At 72.3% G+C, this 21,937-nt stretch carries 19 protein-coding genes; 5 read left to right on the top strand and 14 right to left on the bottom strand.

Translation table 11 applies throughout. The features are described from left to right. Positions 1-624 (bottom strand): response regulator, encoded by a 624-nt coding sequence (locus IL992_RS05460; RefSeq protein ID WP_193202172.1) that lies wholly within the window; start codon positions 622-624, stop codon positions 1-3. Further along, positions 621-1,796 (bottom strand): GAF domain-containing sensor histidine kinase, encoded by a 1,176-nt coding sequence (locus tag IL992_RS05455; RefSeq protein ID WP_193202171.1) that lies wholly within the window; start codon positions 1,794-1,796, stop codon positions 621-623. Before IL992_RS05455 ends, IL992_RS05460 begins: the two co-directional genes overlap by 4 nt. 125 nt (positions 1,797-1,921) lie before the next feature. Here IL992_RS05455 and IL992_RS05450 point away from each other — a divergent pair, with 125 nt between their 5' ends. Genes IL992_RS05450 through IL992_RS05440 form a run of 3 tightly spaced genes read left to right on the top strand, consistent with a single transcriptional unit; the run spans position 1,922 to position 4,325 of the window. After that, entirely contained in the window at positions 1,922-2,584 is a 663-nt protein-coding gene (locus tag IL992_RS05450) for an SDR family NAD(P)-dependent oxidoreductase (RefSeq protein WP_193202170.1), read from the top strand. Next, the gene (locus IL992_RS05445) at positions 2,581-3,714 is read left to right on the top strand and encodes an S-adenosylmethionine:tRNA ribosyltransferase-isomerase (RefSeq protein WP_193202169.1); all 1,134 of its coding nucleotides are present in this window, start codon (positions 2,581-2,583) and stop codon (positions 3,712-3,714) included. Before IL992_RS05450 ends, IL992_RS05445 begins: the two co-directional genes overlap by 4 nt. Positions 3,715-3,755: 41 nt before the next feature. Continuing rightward, positions 3,756-4,325 carry a hypothetical protein gene (locus tag IL992_RS05440; protein WP_193202168.1) on the top strand — a complete coding sequence of 190 codons (570 nt, stop codon included), beginning with the start codon at positions 3,756-3,758 and terminating at the stop codon, positions 4,323-4,325. Between the two features lie 73 nt (positions 4,326-4,398). On the opposite strand, the gene IL992_RS05435 is transcribed toward IL992_RS05440, so the two are convergent. Both IL992_RS05435 and IL992_RS05430 read right to left on the bottom strand, forming a co-directional pair. Beyond that, positions 4,399-5,325, bottom strand: coding sequence for a lysophospholipid acyltransferase family protein (locus IL992_RS05435; protein ID WP_193202167.1), 927 nt, complete (start codon positions 5,323-5,325; stop codon positions 4,399-4,401). Further along, positions 5,322-6,056, bottom strand: a complete 735-nt coding sequence (locus tag IL992_RS05430; RefSeq protein WP_193202166.1) for a GNAT family N-acetyltransferase — start codon at positions 6,054-6,056, stop codon at positions 5,322-5,324. The genes IL992_RS05435 and IL992_RS05430 overlap by 4 nt, the downstream gene beginning before the upstream one ends. 200 nt (positions 6,057-6,256) lie before the next feature. Here IL992_RS05430 and serB point away from each other — a divergent pair, with 200 nt between their 5' ends. Next, positions 6,257-7,480, top strand: coding sequence for a phosphoserine phosphatase SerB (serB, locus tag IL992_RS05425; protein WP_319018363.1), 1,224 nt, complete (start codon positions 6,257-6,259; stop codon positions 7,478-7,480). 4 nt (positions 7,481-7,484) lie between these two features. On the opposite strand, the gene IL992_RS48235 is transcribed toward serB, so the two are convergent. The 5 genes from IL992_RS48235 to IL992_RS05400 form a co-directional block, all read right to left on the bottom strand. Continuing rightward, positions 7,485-9,566, bottom strand: a complete 2,082-nt coding sequence (locus tag IL992_RS48235; RefSeq protein ID WP_193202164.1) for an FUSC family protein — start codon at positions 9,564-9,566, stop codon at positions 7,485-7,487. Between the two features lie 51 nt (positions 9,567-9,617). Then, entirely contained in the window at positions 9,618-10,079 is a 462-nt protein-coding gene (locus tag IL992_RS05415; RefSeq protein ID WP_226872323.1) for a SixA phosphatase family protein, read from the bottom strand. Between the two features lie 162 nt (positions 10,080-10,241). Then, positions 10,242-12,575, bottom strand: a complete 2,334-nt coding sequence (locus IL992_RS05410) for a sodium-translocating pyrophosphatase (RefSeq protein ID WP_193202163.1) — start codon at positions 12,573-12,575, stop codon at positions 10,242-10,244. Positions 12,576-13,089: 514 nt separating this feature from the next. Next, on the bottom strand, positions 13,090-13,518 hold the full coding sequence (locus tag IL992_RS05405; RefSeq protein WP_193202162.1) for an ATP-binding protein: 429 nt from the start codon (positions 13,516-13,518) through the stop codon (positions 13,090-13,092). Between the two features lie 19 nt (positions 13,519-13,537). After that, positions 13,538-13,888, bottom strand: a complete 351-nt coding sequence (locus IL992_RS05400; RefSeq protein WP_030506779.1) for an STAS domain-containing protein — start codon at positions 13,886-13,888, stop codon at positions 13,538-13,540. A 403-nt stretch (positions 13,889-14,291) separates the two neighbouring features. Here IL992_RS05400 and IL992_RS05395 point away from each other — a divergent pair, with 403 nt between their 5' ends. Continuing rightward, a complete protein-coding gene (locus tag IL992_RS05395; RefSeq protein WP_319018362.1) occupies positions 14,292-16,592 on the top strand; it encodes a DEAD/DEAH box helicase in 2,301 nt (766 codons plus the stop codon). Between the two features lie 149 nt (positions 16,593-16,741). Here IL992_RS05395 and IL992_RS05390 read toward each other — a convergent pair whose 3' ends face one another. The 5 genes from IL992_RS05390 to IL992_RS05370 all read right to left on the bottom strand — a co-directional run bounded on the left by IL992_RS05390 (position 16,742) and on the right by IL992_RS05370 (position 21,891). After that, entirely contained in the window at positions 16,742-18,769 is a 2,028-nt protein-coding gene (locus IL992_RS05390) for a hypothetical protein (protein ID WP_193202160.1), read from the bottom strand. A gap of 520 nt (positions 18,770-19,289) precedes the next feature. Then, complete coding sequence (locus IL992_RS45865) at positions 19,290-19,859, bottom strand: Rv3654c family TadE-like protein (protein WP_226872322.1); 570 nt, start codon at positions 19,857-19,859, stop codon at positions 19,290-19,292. Positions 19,860-19,878: 19 nt separating this feature from the next. Next, positions 19,879-20,292 carry a TadE family type IV pilus minor pilin gene (locus tag IL992_RS05380; RefSeq protein WP_319018361.1) on the bottom strand — a complete coding sequence of 138 codons (414 nt, stop codon included), beginning with the start codon at positions 20,290-20,292 and terminating at the stop codon, positions 19,879-19,881. 80 nt (positions 20,293-20,372) lie between these two features. After that, complete coding sequence (locus IL992_RS47525) at positions 20,373-20,510, bottom strand: DUF4244 domain-containing protein (protein WP_239104879.1); 138 nt, start codon at positions 20,508-20,510, stop codon at positions 20,373-20,375. Positions 20,511-21,033: 523 nt separating this feature from the next. Further along, complete coding sequence (locus IL992_RS05370) at positions 21,034-21,891, bottom strand: type II secretion system F family protein (RefSeq protein WP_319018360.1); 858 nt, start codon at positions 21,889-21,891, stop codon at positions 21,034-21,036. Positions 21,892-21,937 lie beyond the last annotated feature (46 nt).

Genomic DNA, 21,937 nt, shown 5'->3' with positions numbered 1-21,937 from the left:
TCAGGCGAGGCCGTGGCGTACGGCGTAGAGCGCGGCCTGGGTGCGGTCCTGCACGCCGAGCTTCATGAGCACGTTGGAGACGTGGGTCTTCACGGTCTTCTCCGCCACCACGAGCTCGCGGGCGATCTCGCGGTTCGAACGGCCGGCGGCGAGCAGCCGCAGCACCTCGCGTTCCCGGTCGGTCAGGGCGGACCCCGCTCCGTCGTGCTCGCGGTGCGCCGGGCCGGCCAGCATCGCCTCGGCGGCCTCCGGCGCGAGCAGGACCTGCCCGCCGTACACGGCCCGGATCGCCTGGACGAGGGCGCCGGGGTCCACGTCCTTGTAGAGGAAGCCCGCCGCGCCCGCCCGCATGGCCGGGGCCACGTCACCGCGGTCGCTGACCGAGGTGAGGACGATCACCCGCACGTCCCGGCCGGACAGCTCCGTGAGCGCGCCCAGGCCGTCGAGCACCGGCATCTTCAGGTCGAGCAGCAGCACGTCGGGGGCGAGCGCGCCGGTCATCTCGACCGCCTCGGCGCCGTCGGCCGCCTCCCCCACGACGCTGATGTCCTCCTGGATCTCCAGGAACGTACGCAGGCCCTGCCGTACGACGGGGTGGTCGTCGGCGATGAGCACGCGGATCACGCGGGCACCTCCAGTCGTACGGTCGTGCCGCGGCCGGGCGCGGAGGAGACCGTCAGCGTGCCGCCGACGGCCTGGGCCCGGTCGCTCATCGACGGCAGCCCCAGGCCGTGCACTCCCGCCTCATCGAATCCGGCGCCGTCGTCGGTCACCTCGAGCACCAGCGCGGCCTCCCGATGCGCGAGCCGTACGTCGATGCGGGCGGCCCTGGCGTGCCGTACGGCGTTGTGCAGGGCCTCCTGAGCGACCCGCAGCACGGCGACCTCGATCTCGGGCGCCAGGTCGAGGTCGCGGTCGCCGGGCGCCTCGCCCTCGTCCGTGAAGGCGACCGTCATGGGGTGCAGGCGGTCGAGGAGGGCCACCTGCTTGCGCAGGCTCTCCACCAGGCCGTGCCGGTCCAGTTCGGCCGGCCGCAGCTCCACGATCACCGCGCGCAGCTCGGTCAGCGCCTCTCCCGCCATCCGCTCGACCCGTTCGATCGCCTCGGCCGCCCGTTCGGGGTCCGTACGCGCGAGCGCGGCGGCGGCCCGCGCGGTCAGCCGCAGCGAGAAGAGCTTCTGGCTGACGGCGTCGTGCAGCTCGCGGGCCATCCGGGTGCGTTCCTCGACGACCGTGAGCTCGCGCCCCCGCTCGTACAGCCGGGCGTTGGTGATCGCGATGGCGGCGTGCGCCGCGAACAACGTCAGCAGTTCCTCGTCGGCCTCGTCGAACCCGCCGGGCGTCCGCTTGTTGGACAGGAAGATGATCCCGAGGACCGTGCCGCCGTCCATGATCGGCACACCGAGGAAGTCCTTGAGGATGGGATGGGCCTTCGGCCACCACTCGAACCGGGGGTCCCTGCGGATGTCGGCCAGCCGCACCGGCGTCCCCTCGCGGAGCATCGCGCCCAGCATGCCGTGCTGGCGCGGGGTGGGCCCGATGGCCGCCCACTGCTCGTCGGAGATGCCCTCGGCGACGAACTCGGCGAACGCGCCGTCGTCGTCCGGCACGCCGAGCGCGGCGTATTTCGCGTCGAGCAGCCGCGCCGCGGACCGCACGATCACCTGGAGGACCTCGCGGACCGACAGGTGACGGGTGACGGCGAGCACTGCCGAGCTGACCGCGTGCAGCACCGCGTCACGGTCCCGCGCGGACGCGGAAGCGGACGCGGCGGCGGGGTCGGCAGGCTCGGACACGGGACACAGACTAGGTGCACAGCGGAGGGGCCTGCGTCGGCCGCGGGACCTAGACCCAACTGCCGAGCGACGGCAGGACCTCGGTCCGATGTGTCCCTGACGTGCCGATTCCTAGCGTGAAGCGCATGAAGCAGGCACTCATCACCGGAGCGTCGCGAGGGCTGGGACTCGCTCTCGCCAAAGCGCTCGCCGCCGACGGCTGGTCGCTCCTCCTCACCGCGCGTGGCGAGGAGGACCTCATGTCGGCGGCCTTCGACCTCGGCGCCCGGGCCGTTCCCGGAGACGTCGCCGACCCCGCGCACGTGGCCAGGCTCGCCGAGTCCGTGCCCGAGCTGGACCTCCTGGTCAACAACGCGAGCGGGCTCGGTCCCGCCCCGCTGCCCCGGCTCGCCGACTATCCGCTGGACGCGCTGCGCGCGCTGTTCGAGACGAACGTGATCGCGCCGCTCGCGCTGGTCCAGGCGACGCTGCCCGCGCTGCGCAAGCGGCAAGGCGCGATCCTCAACATCTCCTCCGACGCCGCCGTCGAGGCGTATGAGGGCTGGGGCGGCTACGGCGCGACCAAGGCCGCCCTCGACCAGGTGTCGAACGTCCTCGCCGCCGAGGAGCCCGACGTGGCGGTCTGGTGGGTGGACCCGGGCGAGATGCGCACCCGCATGCTCGCGGACGCCGTCGGCCCGGAGGAGGCCGGGGCCGCGCCGCCACCGGAGAGCGTGGTGCCGGCGCTGCTGCGCCTCGTGGGCACCCGCCCCGCCCCCGGCCGCTTCACCCGGGGAGAACTGGAATGACCGCCCGGGACCCCCACACCGCCATCCCGACCCGGACCGAGCCCGCCACGAAGACCGCCCCCGGCACGGCGAACGGGCCGGACACGACGCCGGCCGGGGTCAGGCCGTACGGGGCGCGAGGGTCGTTCGAGTTCGCGCTGACGGCGCCGCTGGAGGCGCACGAACCGCCGGAGGCGCGCGGGCTGCGCCGCGACGAGGTCAGGCTGCTGGTGTCCCGCCGCGACACCGGCGAGGTCACCCACCACGTCTTCGCCGACCTGCCGTCGCTGCTGTCCCCCGGCGACCTGCTGGTGGTCAACAACTCCGCCACCCTGCCCGCGGCGGTACGGCTCGACCGGCTGGCGGTCCACTTCTCCGGCCGCCTCGCGTCCGGTGAGTGGCTGGTCGAACTGCGCCGCCGTACGGCGACGGCGACGGAGCCCTACTCCGGCGCCGCGCCCGGCGAGTGGCTGCCGTTGCCGGGAGGGGCCACGCTGCGCCTGCTGGCGCAGGAGACGCCGCGCCTGTGGCGTGCCCACCTGGACCGCGACGTGCTCTCCTACCTCGCCGCGCACGGCGTGCCCATCCGGTACGGCTACGTGGGGCGCGACTGGCCGCTCGCCGACTACCAGACGGCCTTCGGGGTCGAGCCGGGCAGCGCGGAGATGCCCAGCGCCGGCCGGCCGTTCACGCCGGAACTCGTCACCGCCCTGGTCGCCCGGGGGATCGGCGTCGCACCGATCACGCTGCACACCGGGGTCGCGTCTCCGGAGAAGGACGAACCGCCCTATCCCGAGTGGTTCTCGGTCTCCCCGCAGACGGCACGGCTGGTGAACATCACCCGCGAGCACGGGGGCCGGGTGATCGCCGTCGGCACGACCGTCGTACGGGCTCTGGAGACCGCCGCCCTCGACACTTCAGCCCCGGGCACGGTGCGGGCGGCGTCGGGCTGGACCTCGCACGTCGTCACGCCGGCGGGAGGCGTGCGAGCGGTGGACGGCCTCGTCACGGGCCTGCACGAGCCCCGCTCCAGCCACCTGATGATGCTGTCGGCGATCACCGGGACCGGTGTGCTGGCCCGCTCGTACGAGGCGGCGATCGAGCAGGGCTACCTCTGGCACGAGTTCGGCGACAGCCATCTCATCCTTTGATACGTGATCGAACCGTGATCTCGATCGTCAAGGCTGACCGCATGCGTACCCTCATCGGCAAGCCGACCGCGCTGCTGGCCGTGCCACTGGCCGCGGGCGCGCTGGTCGCGTCCGGCGCGCCCGCCTCCGCCGCGTCGGCCGCGACCACGGCGACCACGGCGACCACGGCGTCCGCCTCGTCCAAGGCGGCCTCGGCGCCCGTCCGCATCCAGGTCAGTTTCCCCTACAGCGTCCGTGCCGGGCGCGTGGTGTCCTTCAAGGTCACGCTCGTCAACAAGCTCAGGACCAGGACCGACGAGATCTTCCTGGCGGTCAAGTTCCCCAAGAACGTCACCAAGACCCGGATCTACGTCCCGCGCGGCACCAACTATCACGAGCAGTGCACCCGGGAGCGGACCCGCGCGCTGTGCGTGCTGCCCGGCCTCAAGAAGGGCAAGAGCTACACGTTCTGGGCGAAGGCCCAGGTGAGCGGGTCCGCCCGCGGCAAGCTCTACGGCTACTTCGGCGGCGCGGTCGTCGACACGTCGCTGAACACCGACCCCAAGGAACTGCTCAGCGAGTTCGGCGACAGCATCGGCTGGGTGAAGTCGAAGAGCACGATCACCCGCTGAGTTCCCTCTGATGCAACCCACGGCGCCGCCCGGCCTCGCCGGGCAGGCGCCGGCGATCGTGTGGCAGGCCCTTTCAGGCCGCCACGGCCTGCTCCTCGGGTTCCATGAGACCCGTTCTGACCTGAGCCTCGGCGATCCGCGCCAGCGCCGCCCGCGCCTCTCCCCGGTGGGCGCGCCCGCCGTACGCGGCCGGGCGGTCCAGCCGTACGGCGGGGAAGACCGTCACCTCCGCGACGAGGTCCCTGGTCGCGACGATCCGCAGGATGGACGCGAGCAGCGTGTCGTCCCCGACGTACGACGGCCGGGTGGAGAGGGCGGCCCGCTCCCCGTCCCCCTCCAGGAACCGCAGTGCCACCGGCCGCACGGGCACCCCCGCGTCGAGCGCCGCCTGGAACACGGCGGGCCGGAAACGCCCCATCTCGCGTCCGCACCACGTCGTGCCCTCGGGGAACGCGGCCACGCTCTCGCCTCGCCGCAGCGCGGCGGTCATGTCCGCGACGACCCCCGGCAGGGCGGACAGCCTGTCCCTGTCGATGAACAGCGCGCCGCCCCCGGCGGCGAGCGTGCCGACGATCGGCCACCTGCCCACCTCCGCCTTGGCCAGCGGGCGGCAGGCGAAGGTCGCCGTGATGACCAGGGGGTCGAGCCAGGAGACGTGGTTGCCGACGAGCAGGGCGGGCCCGTCCTCCCCCGGCACGGCGCGCGCCCGCGCCGACCCCCCGATGCAGGAGAACCCGCGGTGCGTCACGATCCTGACGCCGAGGGCCCGCAGCAGCAGACGCGACCAGCGCCTCGTGACCTCCCCGCGCCGTGCCGTACGGCCCAGCGCGAGCGCGATCGGCAGACCGGCGAGCAGCACGGCGGCCGCGCCCGTCAGGCGGGCGGCCCGGCGGAGGAGACCGGCCGTACGCGCCTGCGTGCGCAGGCAGACATCCGGCGCGCAGGGGGACACCGGCAACCAGGCGGAGGAGGCCGCCGGCAGGTGCGCGACGGCGCTCACCGCGTCCGTCCCAGGAAGTGCCGCAGATAGCGGGGGTCGGCGTCGGCCACGGAGAGCAGCACGAAGAAGTCCGCCGTGCCGAAGTCCGGATCGTACGCGGGAGCACCGCAGATCCACGCGCCGAGACGCAGGTAACCGCGCAGCAGCGGCGGCAGCACGAACCGGTCGGGACGGGGGACCCCGGCGTCGCGCCAGGGCGTGTGCGGCGTGACGCGAAACTCCTCGGGCCCCAGCTGGACCCGGTCGACGACGCCGGCGGCGACCGCGCCGCCGTCGTCCAGGGGCACCGAGCAGCAACCCGCCAGCCAAGAGTGCCCGCGGCTGGTCATGTAGTGCGCGATCCCGGCCCACATCAGGGCGACGACCGCGCCGCCGCGATGGTCGGGGTGTACGCACGTGCGCCCGGCCTCGACCAGGTCGCCGCGCAGGTCCTTCAGCGCGCCGAGGTCGAACTCGGAGTCGGAGTAGAGGCGGTCGGAACGGCGGGGCGGCAGCAGGCGGTAGGTGCCGACCACCATGTCACCCTCGCGGACGAGGAGGTGGTCGCAGTACGCGTCGAGCGGTTCGACGTCGAGCCCGCTCAGCGGGGAGTCGAGCCGGGCGCCCAGTTCCCTCGCGAACACCTCGTAGCGCAGGCGCTGGGCGGCACGCAGGTCGGCGGCGCTCTCGGCGAGCCCGACGGTGTACCGGCCGGAGCCAAGGGATTGTCCAGACTGCAGAGAGATCGTCATGCGCGTCGCGTCCTTCCTCGGGGGGGTGCCGGCCACGATGAGGCGGACGGCGCGGAGCGTCCCGGCCCGGCCTGCTTCGCGGCCCACCACCATGACGACATGCGGAAATGACAGCGGAGCCTCAGGGTGGGGGCATGAAGGCGTCCGCATCGTGAACCTCGTGCGCGCTCATGACAAGCCGCGCAGTAACCTCAAACAACGTGAACCAGCGCACGCTCCTGATCACGCTGACCGGTCCGGATCGCCCGGGCGTCACCTCGCGGCTGTTTTCCGTACTGGCCGGGTTCCCGGTCGTCGTGGCCGACGTGGAGCAGGTCGTCATCCGAGGCCGCCTCACTCTGGGCGTGCTCGTCGCGTACGCCGGGGGGCCGCCCACCGGCACCGGAGGCACGATCGGCGGCCTGTGGACGGCCGTCGAGCAGGTCGCCGCCGACCTGGACATGGACCTGGAGATCGCCACCGGCACGACCTCCAAGGAGAAACGGCGGCGCGGGCGGCTGCACGTCACCGTCCTGGGCGCGCCGCTGCTGCCCGCAGCCATGGCCGGGATCGCCGGCCGGATCGCGGCGAGCGGCGCCAACATCGACAGGATCGAGCGGCTGTCGAGCTATCCGGTGACGTGCATCGAGCTCGCCGTGTCCGGCGCCGACCCCCAGGCGATGCGGGCGGAACTGGCCGCGGAGGCGGCGGCGCAGCAGGTGGACGTGGCCGTGCAGCGCAGCGGCCTGCACCGCCGCGCCAAGCGCCTCATCGTGATGGACGTCGACTCGACGCTGATCCAGAACGAGGTCATCGAGCTGCTGGCCCGGCACGCCGGCTGCCTCGACGAGGTCGCCCGGGTCACCGACGAGGCCATGCGCGGCGAGCTCGACTTCGCCGAGTCGCTGGTCAGGCGGGTCGCGCTGCTCGAAGGGCTGTCGGAGGAGGTCTTCGAGAAGGTCGTCAAGGAGGTCGTCCTCACCCCCGGCGCGCGCACGCTGGTGCGGACCCTCAAGCGGCTCGACTACCGCTTCGCCATCGTCAGCGGCGGCTTCACCCAGATCACCGACTCCCTTGTGGCCGACCTCGGCATCGACTACTCGGCCGCCAACACCCTCGAGGTCGTGGACGGCCGGCTCACCGGCCGGGTCGTCGGCGAGATCGTGGACCGGCCGGGCAAGGCCCGCGCGCTGGAGCGCTTCGCCGCCGAGTCGGGCATCCCGCTGAGCCAGACCGTCGCCATCGGCGACGGCGCCAACGACCTCGACATGTTCGCCGTCGCCGGGCTCGGCATCGCGTTCAACGCCAAGCCCATCGTGCGGCAGGCCGCCGACACCGCGGTCAACGTGCCGTACCTCGACTCGATCCTCTACCTGCTTGGCATCTCCCGTGAGGAGGTCGAGGCGGCCGACGCCGAGGACGGCATGCCGCCCGCCATGACCTGAGACCTCAGGGCCTGTTCGCGAAGGCGTCGGCCGCCGCCGCGCACAGCCGTACGGCGTCGGCGTCCAGCGAGCGCAGCGCCTGGTCGACGGCGGCGGTGCGCAGCAGCGCCCGCCCCGAGCCCGGCTCGGTCGCGTCCGCCTCCAGTTCGGTGAGCCGGCGCTCGGCCTGGGCGCCGACCCACACGGCGTCGTCCGCGAGCCCCCGGCTCGCCTCCGCCGCCGGCTCGTACGGCTCGCGCCCCCGCACGGCCCGCGCGGCGGCCCGCAGGTGGCCGGCCACGGCCTCCAGGACGTCGGGGACCGGCCCGGCCCCGGTCGGCTCGTCGCGGAGCACCGAGATCAGCGTCAGCAGATCGTCGCGGACCCGCTGGGCGGCCTCCAGGGCGTCGTCGACGGCGTCGGGAGCCGTGCCGCCGGGCTCCTTGGCGATGTAGCCGAGCGCCCCCGCGACCATCTCGGCGTCCACCGCGGCCTTCCTGATCCGTTCATCGGCCCGCTCTGCGCCCGCCTTCCCCTTGGCCAGCTGCGCGAGCGTCCGGGCGACCGCCGCGTGCGAGTCGAGCATCCGGCCGACCCGTTCGGCCAGCCGTTCGGTCTCCCCTCGCGGCCACAGCAGCCGCGCGCACGCGATGGCGATGACGCCGCCGACGACGGTCAGCACGACCCGCGACTCGGCGATCCGCGCGGTCTGCGGCACCTGGAAGTCGAGCAGCAACAGCACGCACATCGTCATGAACGTCGCCCAGTAGGCCTGGTGCGTCGGGGCCAGGCCGAACGCCAGCGCGGCCGACACCCCGATCAGCGCGACGAGCAGCCAGTGACCCGGTGTGATGTGCAGGATGGCGGCCGAGACCAGCCCTCCTGCGGTGCTGCCGCCCACCCGCGCCCACACCTTGGCCCGCGTCTCCCCGTACGTCGGCTGGATGGTGACCAGCACCGCGATCACCAGCCAGTGCGGGAACGCGGGCTTGAACAGCACGATGACGATCGAGGCGAAGGCGGTGCCGAGCACGACCCGCAGAGCGTGCCGCACGCGCGGGTCGTCGAAGGCGAGCGACGGGGGGACCGCCAGCGTGGCCAGATCGAGGCCGGGCGCGCACAGGCGGCGGGCCGCCTCGGCGGAGCCGTCGAGCGCCTCCCGAATCCGTCCGGCGCTGTGGGCGATCTGCCGGAGGAGGACGAGCACGACCATCTCGCGCTCGCCGCCCGCGGCCCGGTCGCGCAGCCGGTCGACCCGATCGCCGAAGTCCACGACGGGCACGTGTTCGGGCGGGCACTCGGCCAGGTAGGCCCGCAGCGACGCGGACAGCGAGTCCACGAGGTCGCCGAGCTTCGCCTCGTCCGCCGCCCCGGGCGCGCGCCGGGCCAGCGTGTCGCACAGCCCGCGCAACGCCACGATCTCGTGGAACACCCGGCGCAACGCGACCGCCACGTCCTCGGCCGCACGCGACCGCTCCCACCGCAGGCGGCGGGCCCGGGCCGTCCGAACCTCGGCGATGGCGTCGGCGGCCTTCCTGCGGCGCTTGTCCCACTCGTCCTGGCCCACCGCGGGGTCGGCCACGGCCTCGACCAGCCCGGCCAGGGTGTCGGCCGTTTCGCCCAGCATCGTGACGACGGGGCGGGTGCGCCGCCACGGCCAGCGCAGGGTGAGCAGGACGGCCGCCAGCAGACCGCCGAGCAGTTGCAGGCCCGTGTGCGGCAAGGGGTCGAGCGGCAGCGGGTTGGCGGCGGTCAGCAGCAGCGTGAGCGCCGGGGTGACGCCGATCGGACGCACCAGGCCGCCGAGCCCGGCCAGGGCCGAGGCGATCAGGACCATGAGCCAGCTGCTGCCCGACAGCAGGATCCCCAGCGACGTCCCCACGCCGACCGACAGCACGACGCCGAGCAGGTACGGCGTGCGCACACCCGCCGGGTTCGCGATGGCCCGCGCCGCGACCAGCCACGCGCCGAGGCCGACCGTCGCGCCGCCCGCAGGGTGGCCGGTGAGCAGGCCGGTGAGCAGCGGGATCACCAGGCAGGCGGCTCCGGTCAGGCCGAAGCCGAGCGCGAGGCGCGGATCCTCCAGCCTCGGCGCCCTGGCGAGCACGACGTTCCTGAGCGGCAGGCGGTTCTTCCTACCCGCCTCGCCGGGTGGCAATCAGAGGCGGCTCAGATGGACCAGCCGTCCGGTGCCGGGGGCGGCGTCCTCCCACGGCACGTCCAGCTCGATCACCGCGTACGCGCCGGGCGGGAAGCCGTCGAACCTGGCGTCCGTCAGGGCGGCGACCAGCTCGTGCACGCCCGGGTTGTGGCCGACGAGCACCACCGACGCGATCTCGCCGTCCGTACGGCGCAGCACGCCGAGCAGGTCGTCGGGGTACGCCTCGTAGATGTCGCGTTCGATCTCGACGGGGGCGTCCAGACCGAGCAGCTCGGCGGTCCTGCGGGTGCGGACCGACGGCGAGCACAGGACAAGGCCGGGGGCGAATCGCCGGATCTCCTCCCCCGCCGCCCGGGCGTCCCGCTCACCGCCGGGGGTGAGCGGACGTTCGCTGTCCGGGAGGCCTGGCGCGTGGCCGGCTTTGGCGTGCCTGACCACGACGAGCGTCCGGGCGCTCATGGCATGGCCCAGATGGCGAGGCCCACGATCACGGCGATCATCACCGTCATGGTCAGCAGGATCAGCGCCAGCGTCCTGCCTCCGTTCGGCTTGTCCATAGGTGCTCAGTGTATGGAGAAGGTCCCCCGCTCCAGGAGCAGGGGACCTTCGGGACTAGGGCGCTCAGTGGGCGACGGGCTCCGTGGCGCGGGATGCCTCGTCGGCCTCGCCGGACGGGGCGATGCCCGTGGCGCGGCGCTTGGAGACGACCACGGCGCCGACGACGACCGCCACCGCGACGACCGTCGCGGTGACGCGGACCGCGACGTTGTCGGCGTACGCGACGACGGCCGGGGCGATCAGCAGCGCGACCAGGTTCATCACCTTGATCAGCGGGTTGATGGCCGGGCCGGCGGTGTCCTTGAACGGGTCGCCGACGGTGTCGCCGATCACGGTGGCGGCGTGCGCCTCCGAGCCCTTGCCGCCGTGGTGGCCGTCCTCGACCAGCTTCTTGGCGTTGTCCCAGGCACCGCCGGAGTTGGCGAGGAACACCGCCATCAGCGTTCCGGCCGCGATGGCGCCGGCCAGGTAGGCGCCGAGCGGCGCGTACCCGAGCGCGAAGCCGACCGCGATCGGGGTCAGCACGGCGAGCAGACCGGGGGTCGCGAGCTCGCGCAGCGAGTCACGGGTGCAGATGTCCACCACCCGGCCGTAGTCCGGCAGCTCGCTGCCGTCCATGATCCCCGGCTTGGTGCGGAACTGCTCGCGCACCTCGTACACGACCCGGCCGGCGGCACGGCCGACGGCGCTGATCGCGAGGCCGGAGAACAGGAACACCACGGCCGCGCCGACGACGAGGCCGACCAGGGCGTTGGGTGCGTCCACCGAGAGGCTGAAGTTGGCGAACGAGCCCAGGGCGTTCTTCACGCCCTGCGTCGCCTTCGCGAGTTCGCCCTCGACCGCGGTGCGGAACGAGCCGAACAGCGCGGTCGCCGCGAGTACGGCGGTCGCGATCGCGATGCCCTTGGTGATGGCCTTGGTGGTGTTGCCGACCGCGTCCAGGGAGGTGAGGACGCGGGCGCCCTCGCCCTCGACGTCGCCCGACATCTCGGCGATGCCCTGGGCGTTGTCGGAGACCGGGCCGAAGGTGTCCATCGACACGATCACGCCGACCGTGGTCAGCAGGCCGGTGCCGGCGAGGGCCACGGCGAACAGCGCCACGGTCACGTTGCCGAAGCCGAGCAGGAACGCGCCGTAGACCGCGCCGCCGATCAGCAGCGCCGAGTAGACCGCGGACTCCAGGCCGACCGAGATCCCGGACAGGATGACGGTGGCGGGGCCGGTGAGCGAGCTCTCGCCGATCTCCCGGACCGGGCGACGGTTGGTCTCGGTGAAGTAGCCGGTGAGGATCTGAATGGCGCTGGCCAGGACCAGGCCCACGAGCACCGCGCCGATGGCGATCAGGCGCGGGTCGGCGGTGAGCGCGGCGACGTCCGCGGAGGCGCCGGACAGTTCGGCGAAGCTCGACGGGAGGTACGCGAACGCCGCGACGGCCACCAGCACGGCCGAGATGGCGGCGGAGATGAAGAAGCCGCGGTTGATGGCGGCCATGCCGGAGCGGTCCCGCCCGCGCGGCGAGGTGGCGAAGATGCCGATGACGGCGGTGATCACACCGATCATGGGGACGATCAGCGGGAAGACCAGGCCCTCGGTGCCGAACGCCGCCTTGCCCAGAATCAGGCTCGCGACCAGGGTGACGGCGTACGACTCGAACAGGTCGGCGGCCATGCCTGCGCAGTCGCCGACGTTGTCACCCACGTTGTCGGCGATGGTGGCGGCGTTGCGCGGGTCGTCCTCCGGGATGCCCTGCTCGACCTTGCCGACCAGGTCGGCGCCGACGTCGGCGGCCTTGGTGAAGATGCCGCCGCCGACACGCATGAACATCGCGAGCAGCGCGGCGCCGAAGCCGAACCCCTCGAGGACGTTCGGCGCGTCGCCCTTGTAAACGAGCACGACGATCGCGGCGCCCAGCAGGCCGAGGCCGACCGTGAACATGCCGGCGACACCGCCCGTGCGGAACGCGATGCGCATCGCGGTCCTCTCACCCGAGTCGCGGGCGGCGGACGCGACGCGGACGTTTCCGCGTACGGCGAGCCACATGCCGATGAAACCGGTCAGTGCGGAGAACAGCGCGCCGACGACGAAGAAGACGGACCGGCCGATTCGCTCGCCGGTCGAGCCCGCAGGGAGCAACAGAAGCAGGAACGGAATGATGACGACGAATATCGCAAGCGTCCGGAACTGCCGCGCGAGATACGCGGCGGCGCCCTGCTGCACGGCCCGCGCGATGTTCTGCATTCGCTCGGTGCCCTGCCCGGCGGCGAGCACCTCGCGGACGAGACCGCCCGCGACGGCCAATGCCAGCAATGCCACGACGGCGACGACTATGACAAGAGTGAGATGGGAACCGTTCAGAGCTACCGCTGCGCCTTCGCCAGCGGCGTGCAAGGCAGACATCCGTCCTCCTCGGCCAGACGGGGTTTCGGTCTCCCTGCCCGGACGACGCTGGACGAACCCACTGGCCGTGCGGCGCTTCCGGGCGGGTTGGCAAGTGCCGCTTCCGGTTGCATCCGCAATACCTTGGCCGGTGCCGGGAGTCTACGCAGCGACGCCTCGGATATGAAGGCCCTCGTGCCCCGTAATCGAGGCGGCGTCCAGTAATGGACGAACATTTGCACCGCTATGAAGGTGCTTTGACCAGCGGAGTCAGGGGCGTGGCGGTGATGGTCGCCCTGGTTACGGTACTCCCTTGTCCCTGATTTCGGGCCGACCGAAATTAGGGCGGGCATAGCAAAAGATCGAGTGTCACGCCGGGGGCGACACTCGATCTGCTCGAAGGTCTGCCTCGAAGGTCTCGCCTCGGAGGTCTTCGAGGTCTCTGAAGGTCCTCCTCGGATGTCCTCGGAGGTTCTTTCCGGAGGCTCTCGGATCTCTTCGGAGGTTCTCGGAGGCTCGTGAAGGCTCTCGAAGGTCAGAGGGCGGCGACGCCGTTGGGAGACGCGGGCCAGCTCATGCGGATCCGCATGCCCTTCGGTCCGGGGAGCACCTCGACGTCGTCGGCCAGCCCCGCGATGACCGCGATGCCCAGATTGTCAATCTCGGGCATGAGGCTGCCGTTCGCCTCCAGCACCTGGGGCGTCACGTCCTCGCTCGGGGCGGAGTCGGTGACCGTCACCTCGAAACGCCCCGCGTCATCGCGTAACTCGATGCGTACCGGCTCCCCCGGGCAGTGGAGGCGGTGCGCCTCCACAGCCCGCGAGCACGCCTCTCCGACGGCGAGCCGCACCTCGTCCAGGATCGCCTCCGCCACTCCCGTACGCCGGGCGATGGCCGTGGCGACCAGCCGGGCCGTACGCACGTGGGCGGGCAGAGCGCTGAACGTCAGCTCGACGGTGGCCATGTTGCTGAGTCCCCGGCCGTCACTTGTCCCGGCCGTGGGCTTCCTTGGCCTCCTCGACCGAGGCGTAGATCCCGAAGACCTTCGTCAAACCGGTGATGCGGAAGATCTTCAGGATGCGCTCCTGCGTGCAGACGAGCTCCAGGGAACCGTCGTGCGCCCGCACCCGCTTGAGGCCGCCGACCAGCACGCCAAGGCCCGTCGAGTCGAGGAAGTCCACCTTCTCCATGTTCACGAGCAGGTGGAAGTTGCCCTTGTTGACCAGGTCGATCAGCAGCTCACGCAGTCTGGGCGCGGTGTAGACGTCGATCTCACCCTCGACATCGACGATGGTGAGATTGTCCTCGGAATGGTGGTCCAACTTCAGATCCACAGATCCTCCAGCGCCTTACTTGCGTAGGTCTCGATACAGGTCATGCATCCTGGTAGTCCAGAGGCACGACCCGATGCGCGGCATTCAACCACGCTATGACTCCGTGTCTATACGAAATCACGACTCCGGGCGACTCTCCCCGCAGATGCCAAACTGGAAACCAGTGACTCCGACTTCTTCGTCCTCTGCCCGAACAGGCGACCTTCTCACCCGCCTGCTCGCGGTTCCCGCACGCCGGGGGCGCGTGACTCATGTGGAGCATGTTCCAGCACGTCAGGCAGGTGAGGCAAGATGGCCCGAATGGGCCCCTGATCTGCTGGTCTCCCGACTGCGTCTGCAGGGAGTCTCCGGCCTTTGGGAACACCAGCTTAAGGCCGCCGAGCTGGTTAAACGTGGCCAAAACGTGATCATTGCCACAGGGACCGCGTCCGGGAAGTCCCTGGCCTACCTGGTCCCGGCCGTCACGGAGATCTTCTCCGGCGGCACCGTGCTGTATCTCACCCCGACCAAGGCGCTCGCCGCCGACCAGCTCAGGGCCCTGCGTAAGCTGCGGCTGACGCAGGTGCGCGCCGCGACGTACGACGGCGACACGCCGCCCGAGGAACGCCGGTGGGTCCGCCAGAACGCCAACTACGTGCTGACCAACCCGGACATGCTGCACAGGTCGATTCTGCCCCGGCACTCGTCCTGGTCGTCCTTCTGGCGACGCCTGCGGCTCGTGGTCGTCGACGAGTGCCACGGCTACCGCGGCGTCTTCGGCTCCCACGTCGCCCAGATCCTGCGCCGGCTGCGCCGGGTCGCCGCCAGGTACGGCTCCTCCCCGGTGTTCCTGCTGGCGTCGGCCACCGCGAGCGACCCCGCCGCCGCGGGAGTGCGCCTGACCGGCCTTGAGATGGCCGAGGTGACCACGGACGCCTCCCCCAGGGGTTCGACCACCTTCGCCCTGTGGGAGCCGCCTCTGACCGATCTACGCGGGGAGAGCGGGGCCCCGGTCCGCCGTACGGCCACGGCCGAGGCGGCCGACCTCCTGGCGGACCTCGTGATCGAGGACGTGCGCACGCTCGCGTTCGTCCGCTCCCGCCGCGCCGCGGAGGCCGTGGCCCTCACCGCCCGCCGCACGCTGGAGGAGGTCGAGGCCCTCCTCGACGCCGGGCCCGCGCCGTACGGGGAGGACGTCGAGGGCGTTCCGGAGGAGACGAGCGCCCCGGGCGACGGCGGAGCTTTCGGTGACGCTGCCGGGGGCGCCTTCGGCGGCGCTTCAGGCGAGGCCTTCGACGAGGCCGGCGGGCGGGGAGGGTCCTCCGCGGGGGCGGCCGAGGCCCGAGAGGCGGCTGAGACCGGCGTGGGACGCCGGACAGATCGTGGAGGAGGGCGGCTGGCCGACCGAGTGGCGGCATATCGGGCGGGCTACCTGGCCGACGACCGGCGGGTGCTCGAAAAGGCCCTGCGCTTGGGGGAACTGACCGGCCTGGCCACCACCAACGCGCTCGAACTCGGCGTCGACGTCTCGGGTCTCGACGCGGTCCTCATCGCCGGGTGGCCCGGCACCCGCGCCTCGTTGTGGCAGCAGGCGGGCCGGGCCGGCCGCGCGGGCCAGGACGCGCTGGCCGTGCTGATCGCCCGCGACGACCCGCTGGACACCTACATCGTCCATCACCCGGAGGCGGTGTTCGGACGGCCGGTGGAGGCCATCGTCCTCGATCCCGACAATCCGTACGTGCTGGCGCCCCACCTGTGCGCGGCCGCCGCGGAGATCCCGCTGACCGAGGACGACCTGGAGATCTTCGGCCCGGCCGCACGGGGCGTGCTCGACGACCTCGTGAACCGGGGACTGCTGCGCAGGCGCCCCACGGGGTGGTTCTGGACGAGCCGGGACCACGCTGCCGACCTGGCGGACATCCGCGGCTCGGGCGGCGCCCCGGTGCAGGTCGTGGAGGCGTCCACCGGTCGCCTGCTGGGCACGGTCGACGAGCCGTCGGCGCACTCCATGGTCCACTCCGGAGCCGTCTACCTGCATCAGAGCGAGACGTTCGTGGTCGACGTGCTCGATCTGGACGCGGGGGTCGCCCTGGTCACCGCCGCGGAACCGGACTACGCGACCTTCGCGCGGGACGTCACCGACATCCGGGTGATGGAGTCGCTGCGCTCACGGCCCTTCGGGCCCGGCACTCTGCACTTCGGCTCGGTGGAGGTCACCCGGCAGGTCGTCTCGTACCTCAAGCGGCGTACGCAGACCGGGGAGGTCCTCGGCGAGGAGCCGCTCGACCTGCCGCCGCGCACGCTCTGCACACGCGCGGTCTGGTGGACCCTGCCCACGCCCGCCCTCGCCGATCTCGTCGTGCCCGGACACGCGGTGGATCTCGGCGGGGCGGCGCACGCGGCCGAGCACGCCTCGATCGGCCTGCTGCCCCTGTTCGCGACCTGCGACCGCTGGGACATCGGCGGCGTGTCCACGGAGCTCCACCCCGACACGGGCCTGCTCACGGTCTTCGTCTACGACGGCCACGACGGAGGCGCGGGCTTCGCCGAGCGCGGGTATGCCCGGGCGTCCGACTGGCTGACGGCGACGCGGGAAGCGATCGCCTCATGCGAATGCGAACGCGGCTGCCCGTCCTGCATCCAGTCCCCCAAGTGCGGCAACGGCAACGAGCCGCTCGACAAGGCCGGGGCGATCCGCCTCCTCGACATCCTCCTGTCCACCTGACCCGGCGCGCGGATCGCGTCAGGCATCGGACGGGCACCGCCCCTCCCGCCAGGCGGGCGGGCCCGGCTCCCGGCGAGGCGAACAGAGGCGGACGCAGGCGGCAGGCACCGAAGGCACGTCTCCCGATAGGTGCCGGGGATGCGCGACCGTCAGAGGTCGCGGTGGCGGCCGGAGTAGAGGCTGTCGTCGTCCTCCGTCCAGACGTCCGGCTCGGGCTGGCGGAGAGGCCGTTCCGGCATCTCGCCGTTGAACGCCGCACCCGCGGGCACCGCCGGCACCGGGACCGTCGGCACAGGGGCCACCGGTGCCACCGGCACGGAGACCACCGGCGTCTGACCGGGCGGCGCCGCCGGAGACAGCGGTACGTGAGCGGGGGCCGTCCGGCCGCCGTCATCCGGCCGTGCCGTCAGCGGAGGAAGCGCGGCCAGCTGGTCCAGCGCGGACTGCACGGACGATTGGCCTTCGACGGCCGAGGCCATGACATCACCGGACGACGATGTGGGGGAAGCCGCACGGGCGACGACGGAGTCCACGGAGGCGCCGTTCGACGGATTGGCGCCGGAAGCGCTTCCGTCGGCCGGGTGGGCACCGGAAGCCGGGTCACCGGGAGCGCGGTCCTCGGCGGTGGGGGTGACGGAGGTCACCTCAGCCGCGGGTGTCACGCCAGGGCTGATCTCGGCGGTAGGGCTGTCAGCGGTAGCCGGCAGCGGCTCCTGCGGGTCCGGCCGGTCGAGAGGGGTGGCCGGCTCCTGATCGGACAGCGCGATCTCCCCGCCCGTGTCGGCGTCGATGTCGGTGTCGATGTCGGTGTCGGTGCCCGTGATCGTGATCGTGCGTGCGTCCGCGATCGTGCCCGTGCTCTCGGTCGTCGAGGAGACGGCGCCGAGGAGGGTCTCGGTGTCGCCCCCCGTCTCCGGGAGACTCTCGTGGGCCTTCGGCCTGGCCAGGATGACGGAGGGACGTCGTACAGGCGCCTTCCCTCGGGCCTTCGCCGAGGCGGTGCCGCCGAACGCGGCCGCGCCACTCGCCACCGTGGCGGGCTGAGGCGAGGCGCCCGTCTTTACTGCCGTCGGCCGCGGCTCCGAGCGACCGGATCGTCCCTCGCCCGCGCTGTCGCTCGTCAGGCCCTTGCGACGCAGCCAGGCGCCCAGGTTCGCGCCCGTGAGCAGCAGGACGACGGCGAGCGCGACGTACACGCCGAAGCTCAGCCCGCCGAGCGGCAGGAAAGAGGACTGAGCCGTCATCTTCGGGTCGTCGGTCTTCTCCGGGACGACCACCGGCTCGGTCTGGTCGCTGCCACCGTTCGCCTCCGGCAGCGTGAGCTCGGTGTCCTTCGGCGGCTCGGTGTCCTTGGGCAGCGCGGTGTTCTGAGGCAGCGCCGGTTCCGCATTCGGCACGGCGGTGGACTGGTGCGGCTTCGGGGTCTTGGCGGCGGGCGACTTGACCGCTGCCTGGCCCGGCTTCTTCGACGGCGTCGGAGAGGGGCTCGGGGACGGCTTCGGGGCGGGCACGGTCACGTACACGGCTGCGGAGCGCTGAGATGCGACGGTGCCGCCGGTGCCGTCCGAACGGAACGCACGGACGGAGACGTCCACCTTCTGCCCGCCCAGACCGGCCGGAAGCGCGAGGCTGGTCTGACAGGTCGAACCGGAGCAGGCGGAGTCGGCGGAGACAGAGCCGGACTTGCCGGCCTTGACCGAGGTGATCTCGTACGACTGGAGATCCGGCTCCGCGCCCTTCGCCCAGCTGACCAGGATTGTCGAGGGGTTCTTGAGCTGTGCCTCGACCCCGGAGGGAGCCTCCGGCGGACGGCTGAGCACGAAGGTCGAGGTGGCGTAGGTCTTGTGCGTGACCTCACCGAACAAACTGACCGTGAACGTCCCGTTGGGGGCGTCGCCGGGGTCGAAGGATCCACTGATCGTCTGGTTCGCGCCGCCAGAAGCGATCTTCTGCCGGGATACGGAGGGGCCCTCGACGTACAGGGCCATGCTGATCTGGTACCAGTCCGTCTTCGCGGACACAGCCACCGCACCGGACGACTTGACGACCTCCCCGTCCGCGGGGGACAGGATCTCGGCGTCGGCCGCGTTCGCGGGTGCGACACCGATCACCGGTGCGGACACCAGAGCAGCCAGAACGATCATCGCCGTTGTGCCCAGCCTACGAACCCTGGTCACGACGCATCCCTTCGTGGAGAACCGTCCGCCCCGGCTGCCTCGGCCGAATGCGTACGGCGACTGAGAGTACGCGGCACTTTACGCCAGCCGTCCGCTCTTGGACCGAATGTCTAAGAAGTCGTGATTCTATTGCGACAGAAGTAGTCTCGCATTACGGAAGATCTAAATTGCGTCATATGCCCGTCGCGCCCGAAGCGGCCGGTGGCGCACATTGCCCTGCGGCAGATCCAGGCGGGCGGGCCCGGGCCTCGGCGAGGCGATCGCCCCTCACGCGGCGGCGCCGACCGGACCGACCGACCGGGCAACCACCCGCGCGGCGGCGCCGACCGGACCGACCGGCCGGGCAACCCACTCACGCGGGGGCGCCGACCGGACCGACCGACCGGGCAACCACCCGCGCGGCGGCGCCGACCGGACCGACCGGCCGGGCAACCCACTCACGCGGGGGCGCCGACCGGACCGGCCGACCGGGCAACCCACTCACCCGGCGGCACCGGCCGAACCCCGCCGAACAACCCACTCACGCGGGGGCGCCGACCGGACCGGCCGAGGCGGAGGCGGCGGCGGTCGTGGGACCGAGGAGGGGGACCACGAACCGCACCGTTACCGCGACCTCGGCGACGCCGCCCGACAGCGAGCACGACCGCAGCGACGCACCGTTGGCGACCGTGATGGCCTCCGCGCGATCACACGCCTCATCCGGGGCCGCCAGCGCCACGCGAGCGGCCCCGAGCGCGCCGAGATCGGCGGCGCTCTGCGCCCGGTGCCGCGCGACGCGGGCGACGCCCACCTGGACGACGACCATCGTCACCGCCCACACGGCGGTCATGAGAGCGATCGTCCAGATGGTCGCCGAGCCGCGTTCCCACCTGGAGCGCGCTCCGTCCTCGCAGGCCTGGAATCTCCTCTTTCGCCTGCCTTCATGTCCGCAATGATCCGTCAACCACACGTCCTCGCTGTTCGGAGTGATCCGCCATCGACCTGGAGGCGGCCAAGGCGGCCGGGATGCCCAGGCCGTCGCTTCTCCGGCTCGGGGGCCGTCCACCGACTGCGTTCCTATGGGTTCAGGGCGACTGCCGGCCGTGTTCATGTCGCCTGTGAGCCGCTCGTCATTCCCGTGCGCCCGGTCGCGGAGGGGCGAGGTCTTCCCCGCGGCCCGGAGGCCGGGTCTCCCCCGTGTCCGCCGTCGATGGCGCGAGAACGCCGGGTTCGGTGGCGGAGACGGCGGCGGCCCGGAGGCGAACCGGCGGGAGCGGCGACCTGAACGGCGGCCGGACCGTCGCGATGACCTCGACCCGGGTGGTGTCCGCTCCCGTGCGAATGGACACCGAGGCACCCTCGGGAGCCAGTCGCAGGACTGCCCTGCTCACCTCCTCGGCCGCCTCGCCCCGCGCGGCGGCGCGTGCGCCGGCCCGGGCGGCGTCGACGCATCGCAGTTGCGCGCCCGCGATCGTCACCGCCCACAGTGAGGCGGTCAGCACCAGCACGAGGGCCGGAAGGGCGACAGCGGTCTCCGCGGTCACCGAGCCTCGCTCCCGCCGGGGCCGCCCGTCCACCACAGGACATCGCGGCACCCAGGCACAGCGGCCCACCATCGGGAGCCTCAGGCGGCCAGCTTTAGCGCTTTTTGGATGAGCGCGGCGAGCATCGACCTCACTTCGGCGCTCGTGACCACCTTCCAGAGCAGTGCGGCGAACCCGCAGGCGGCTATCGTGCCGACGGCGTACTCCGCGGTCGACATGCCCGCGTCGGCCCTCGTCCTGGCCTGCACCGCCCACTGGATGCTCAGCTCCCGAGCGCGGCACGAGGCCCGAGCGGCGGAACGCCGCAGCACGGCGGACGACAGCCGGAGGGCGTCGCACGTCGCCCGGGCGGCGTTCCGCGAGCGGCTCAGCAGCGCCCTTCGTGCGGAGCGCACCAGCGCCGCCCATCGAGCCCGCCGAGCCCTGTGACGGCCCACCGAGTCACCGTCTCGCCGCCGGAGAATCGTGCCCGTCTGGTTCCTCCGGCCGGTCGCGGCGTGCTTGCTCATCGGTCCTCCTGACCCGCTCGGGGCGGCCCCTCCGCCCGTGCTGGGGCCAGACTGCGGGATCACGGGCGGAGGGATTCGGGCCGAGCGCGGTTCTGTGGACAAGAGCCCCGCCACCACAGTTGTCCACAACAACAGCACCCTCTCTGTGGATCGAAGCCAGCGATTGGGGAGCTTCTAAGCCATTTACCCCGACTGCTATCCACAGGTGTGGATGAGACTGTCCACAGGTTGTTCATGGCAGGAGTATCTGGCCCGCCAGACCCGCGACCATGGGAATGATCCCCAGGAAGACGAAGGCCGGCAGGAAGCAGAGCCCGAGCGGTGCGACGGCGTGGACGCCCACCCTTCGCGCCGCGGCCGAGGCCGTCGCCTGAGCCGTACGCCGGGCGTCGTCGGCGAGCCGGGTGAGGACGTCGGCGACCGGCGCACCGCTCTGGGCAGCCCGGATCATCGTCCTGGCCAGGGCGGCGAGCGCCGGCTCATCGGACAGAGCGGCCCATGCCTCCTCAGGGGGAGCGCCCAAGCGCATCTGAGCGCCGGCCCATGAGAGGCGCTCCCCCACCGGGCCCGCGATCGCGACGGCGGTCGTCTCGACGGCCCCGCTCATCGGTTGCCCGGCTCGGAGACAGGCGACGATCAGATCGACGGCGAAAGGAAGGTCGGCTCCCATACGCTCCCGGCGGCGCCTGACCTCGGCCGGTTCCCGCCTGCGAACGGCGACGAACAGACCGATGGCCGTCGCCGTCCCCGCGAGCGCCCCCGCCGGGCCACCGAGAAGCAGGAACAGCGCGAATCCCACGGGTGCCGCGACCGCCACCCCCCGACGTGACGCGCTCGCGCCCATCGGCGCGGCGCCCGGTGATCCCCGGGTCTGCGCCTCCGATGACGCCGACGACGCGATGGCGTTCAGCCGCACGGCCGGCGAACGAGCAACCGGCCATGCCAGCATCGCCAGCGTGGTCAGGAGGCCGGCCAGTACGGCGATCACGTCTCGCCCCCTTTCCAGCAGGACATCCGTCTCCAGCGGGAGAACCGTCTTCCAGCAGGACAACGGCTCGCCTTCCACGACGACGGTCGTCCTCTTCGCCACTCGCTACAGCCGCCGCCCACACCGCTCGCGTCTTCGGTGCGCCGTC

Origin of the sequence: Microbispora sitophila (assembly GCF_014892245.1) — a bacterium.
GTDB lineage: Bacteria > Actinomycetota > Actinomycetes > Streptosporangiales > Streptosporangiaceae > Microbispora > Microbispora siamensis.
The sequence above is the reverse complement of the archived record's forward strand: the minus strand, read 5'-3'. Positions and strand labels throughout refer to the sequence as shown.

Coding starts and splice junctions, on each gene's coding strand:
- IL992_RS05450 (WP_193202170.1), top strand. CDS start 1,922: ATGAAGCAGGCACTCATCACCGGAGCGTCGCGAGGGCTGGGACTCGCT.
- IL992_RS05445 (WP_193202169.1), top strand. CDS start 2,581: ATGACCGCCCGGGACCCCCACACCGCCATCCCGACCCGGACCGAGCCC.
- IL992_RS05440 (WP_193202168.1), top strand. CDS start 3,756: ATGCGTACCCTCATCGGCAAGCCGACCGCGCTGCTGGCCGTGCCACTG.
- IL992_RS05430 (WP_193202166.1), bottom strand. CDS start 6,056: ATGACGATCTCTCTGCAGTCTGGACAATCCCTTGGCTCCGGCCGGTAC.
- IL992_RS05415 (WP_226872323.1), bottom strand. CDS start 10,079: ATGAGCGCCCGGACGCTCGTCGTGGTCAGGCACGCCAAAGCCGGCCAC.
- IL992_RS05410 (WP_193202163.1), bottom strand. CDS start 12,575: ATGTCTGCCTTGCACGCCGCTGGCGAAGGCGCAGCGGTAGCTCTGAAC.
- IL992_RS05405 (WP_193202162.1), bottom strand. CDS start 13,518: ATGGCCACCGTCGAGCTGACGTTCAGCGCTCTGCCCGCCCACGTGCGT.
- IL992_RS45865 (WP_226872322.1), bottom strand. CDS start 19,859: ATGAACACGGCCGGCAGTCGCCCTGAACCCATAGGAACGCAGTCGGTG.
- IL992_RS47525 (WP_239104879.1), bottom strand. CDS start 20,510: ATGTCGACCGCGGAGTACGCCGTCGGCACGATAGCCGCCTGCGGGTTC.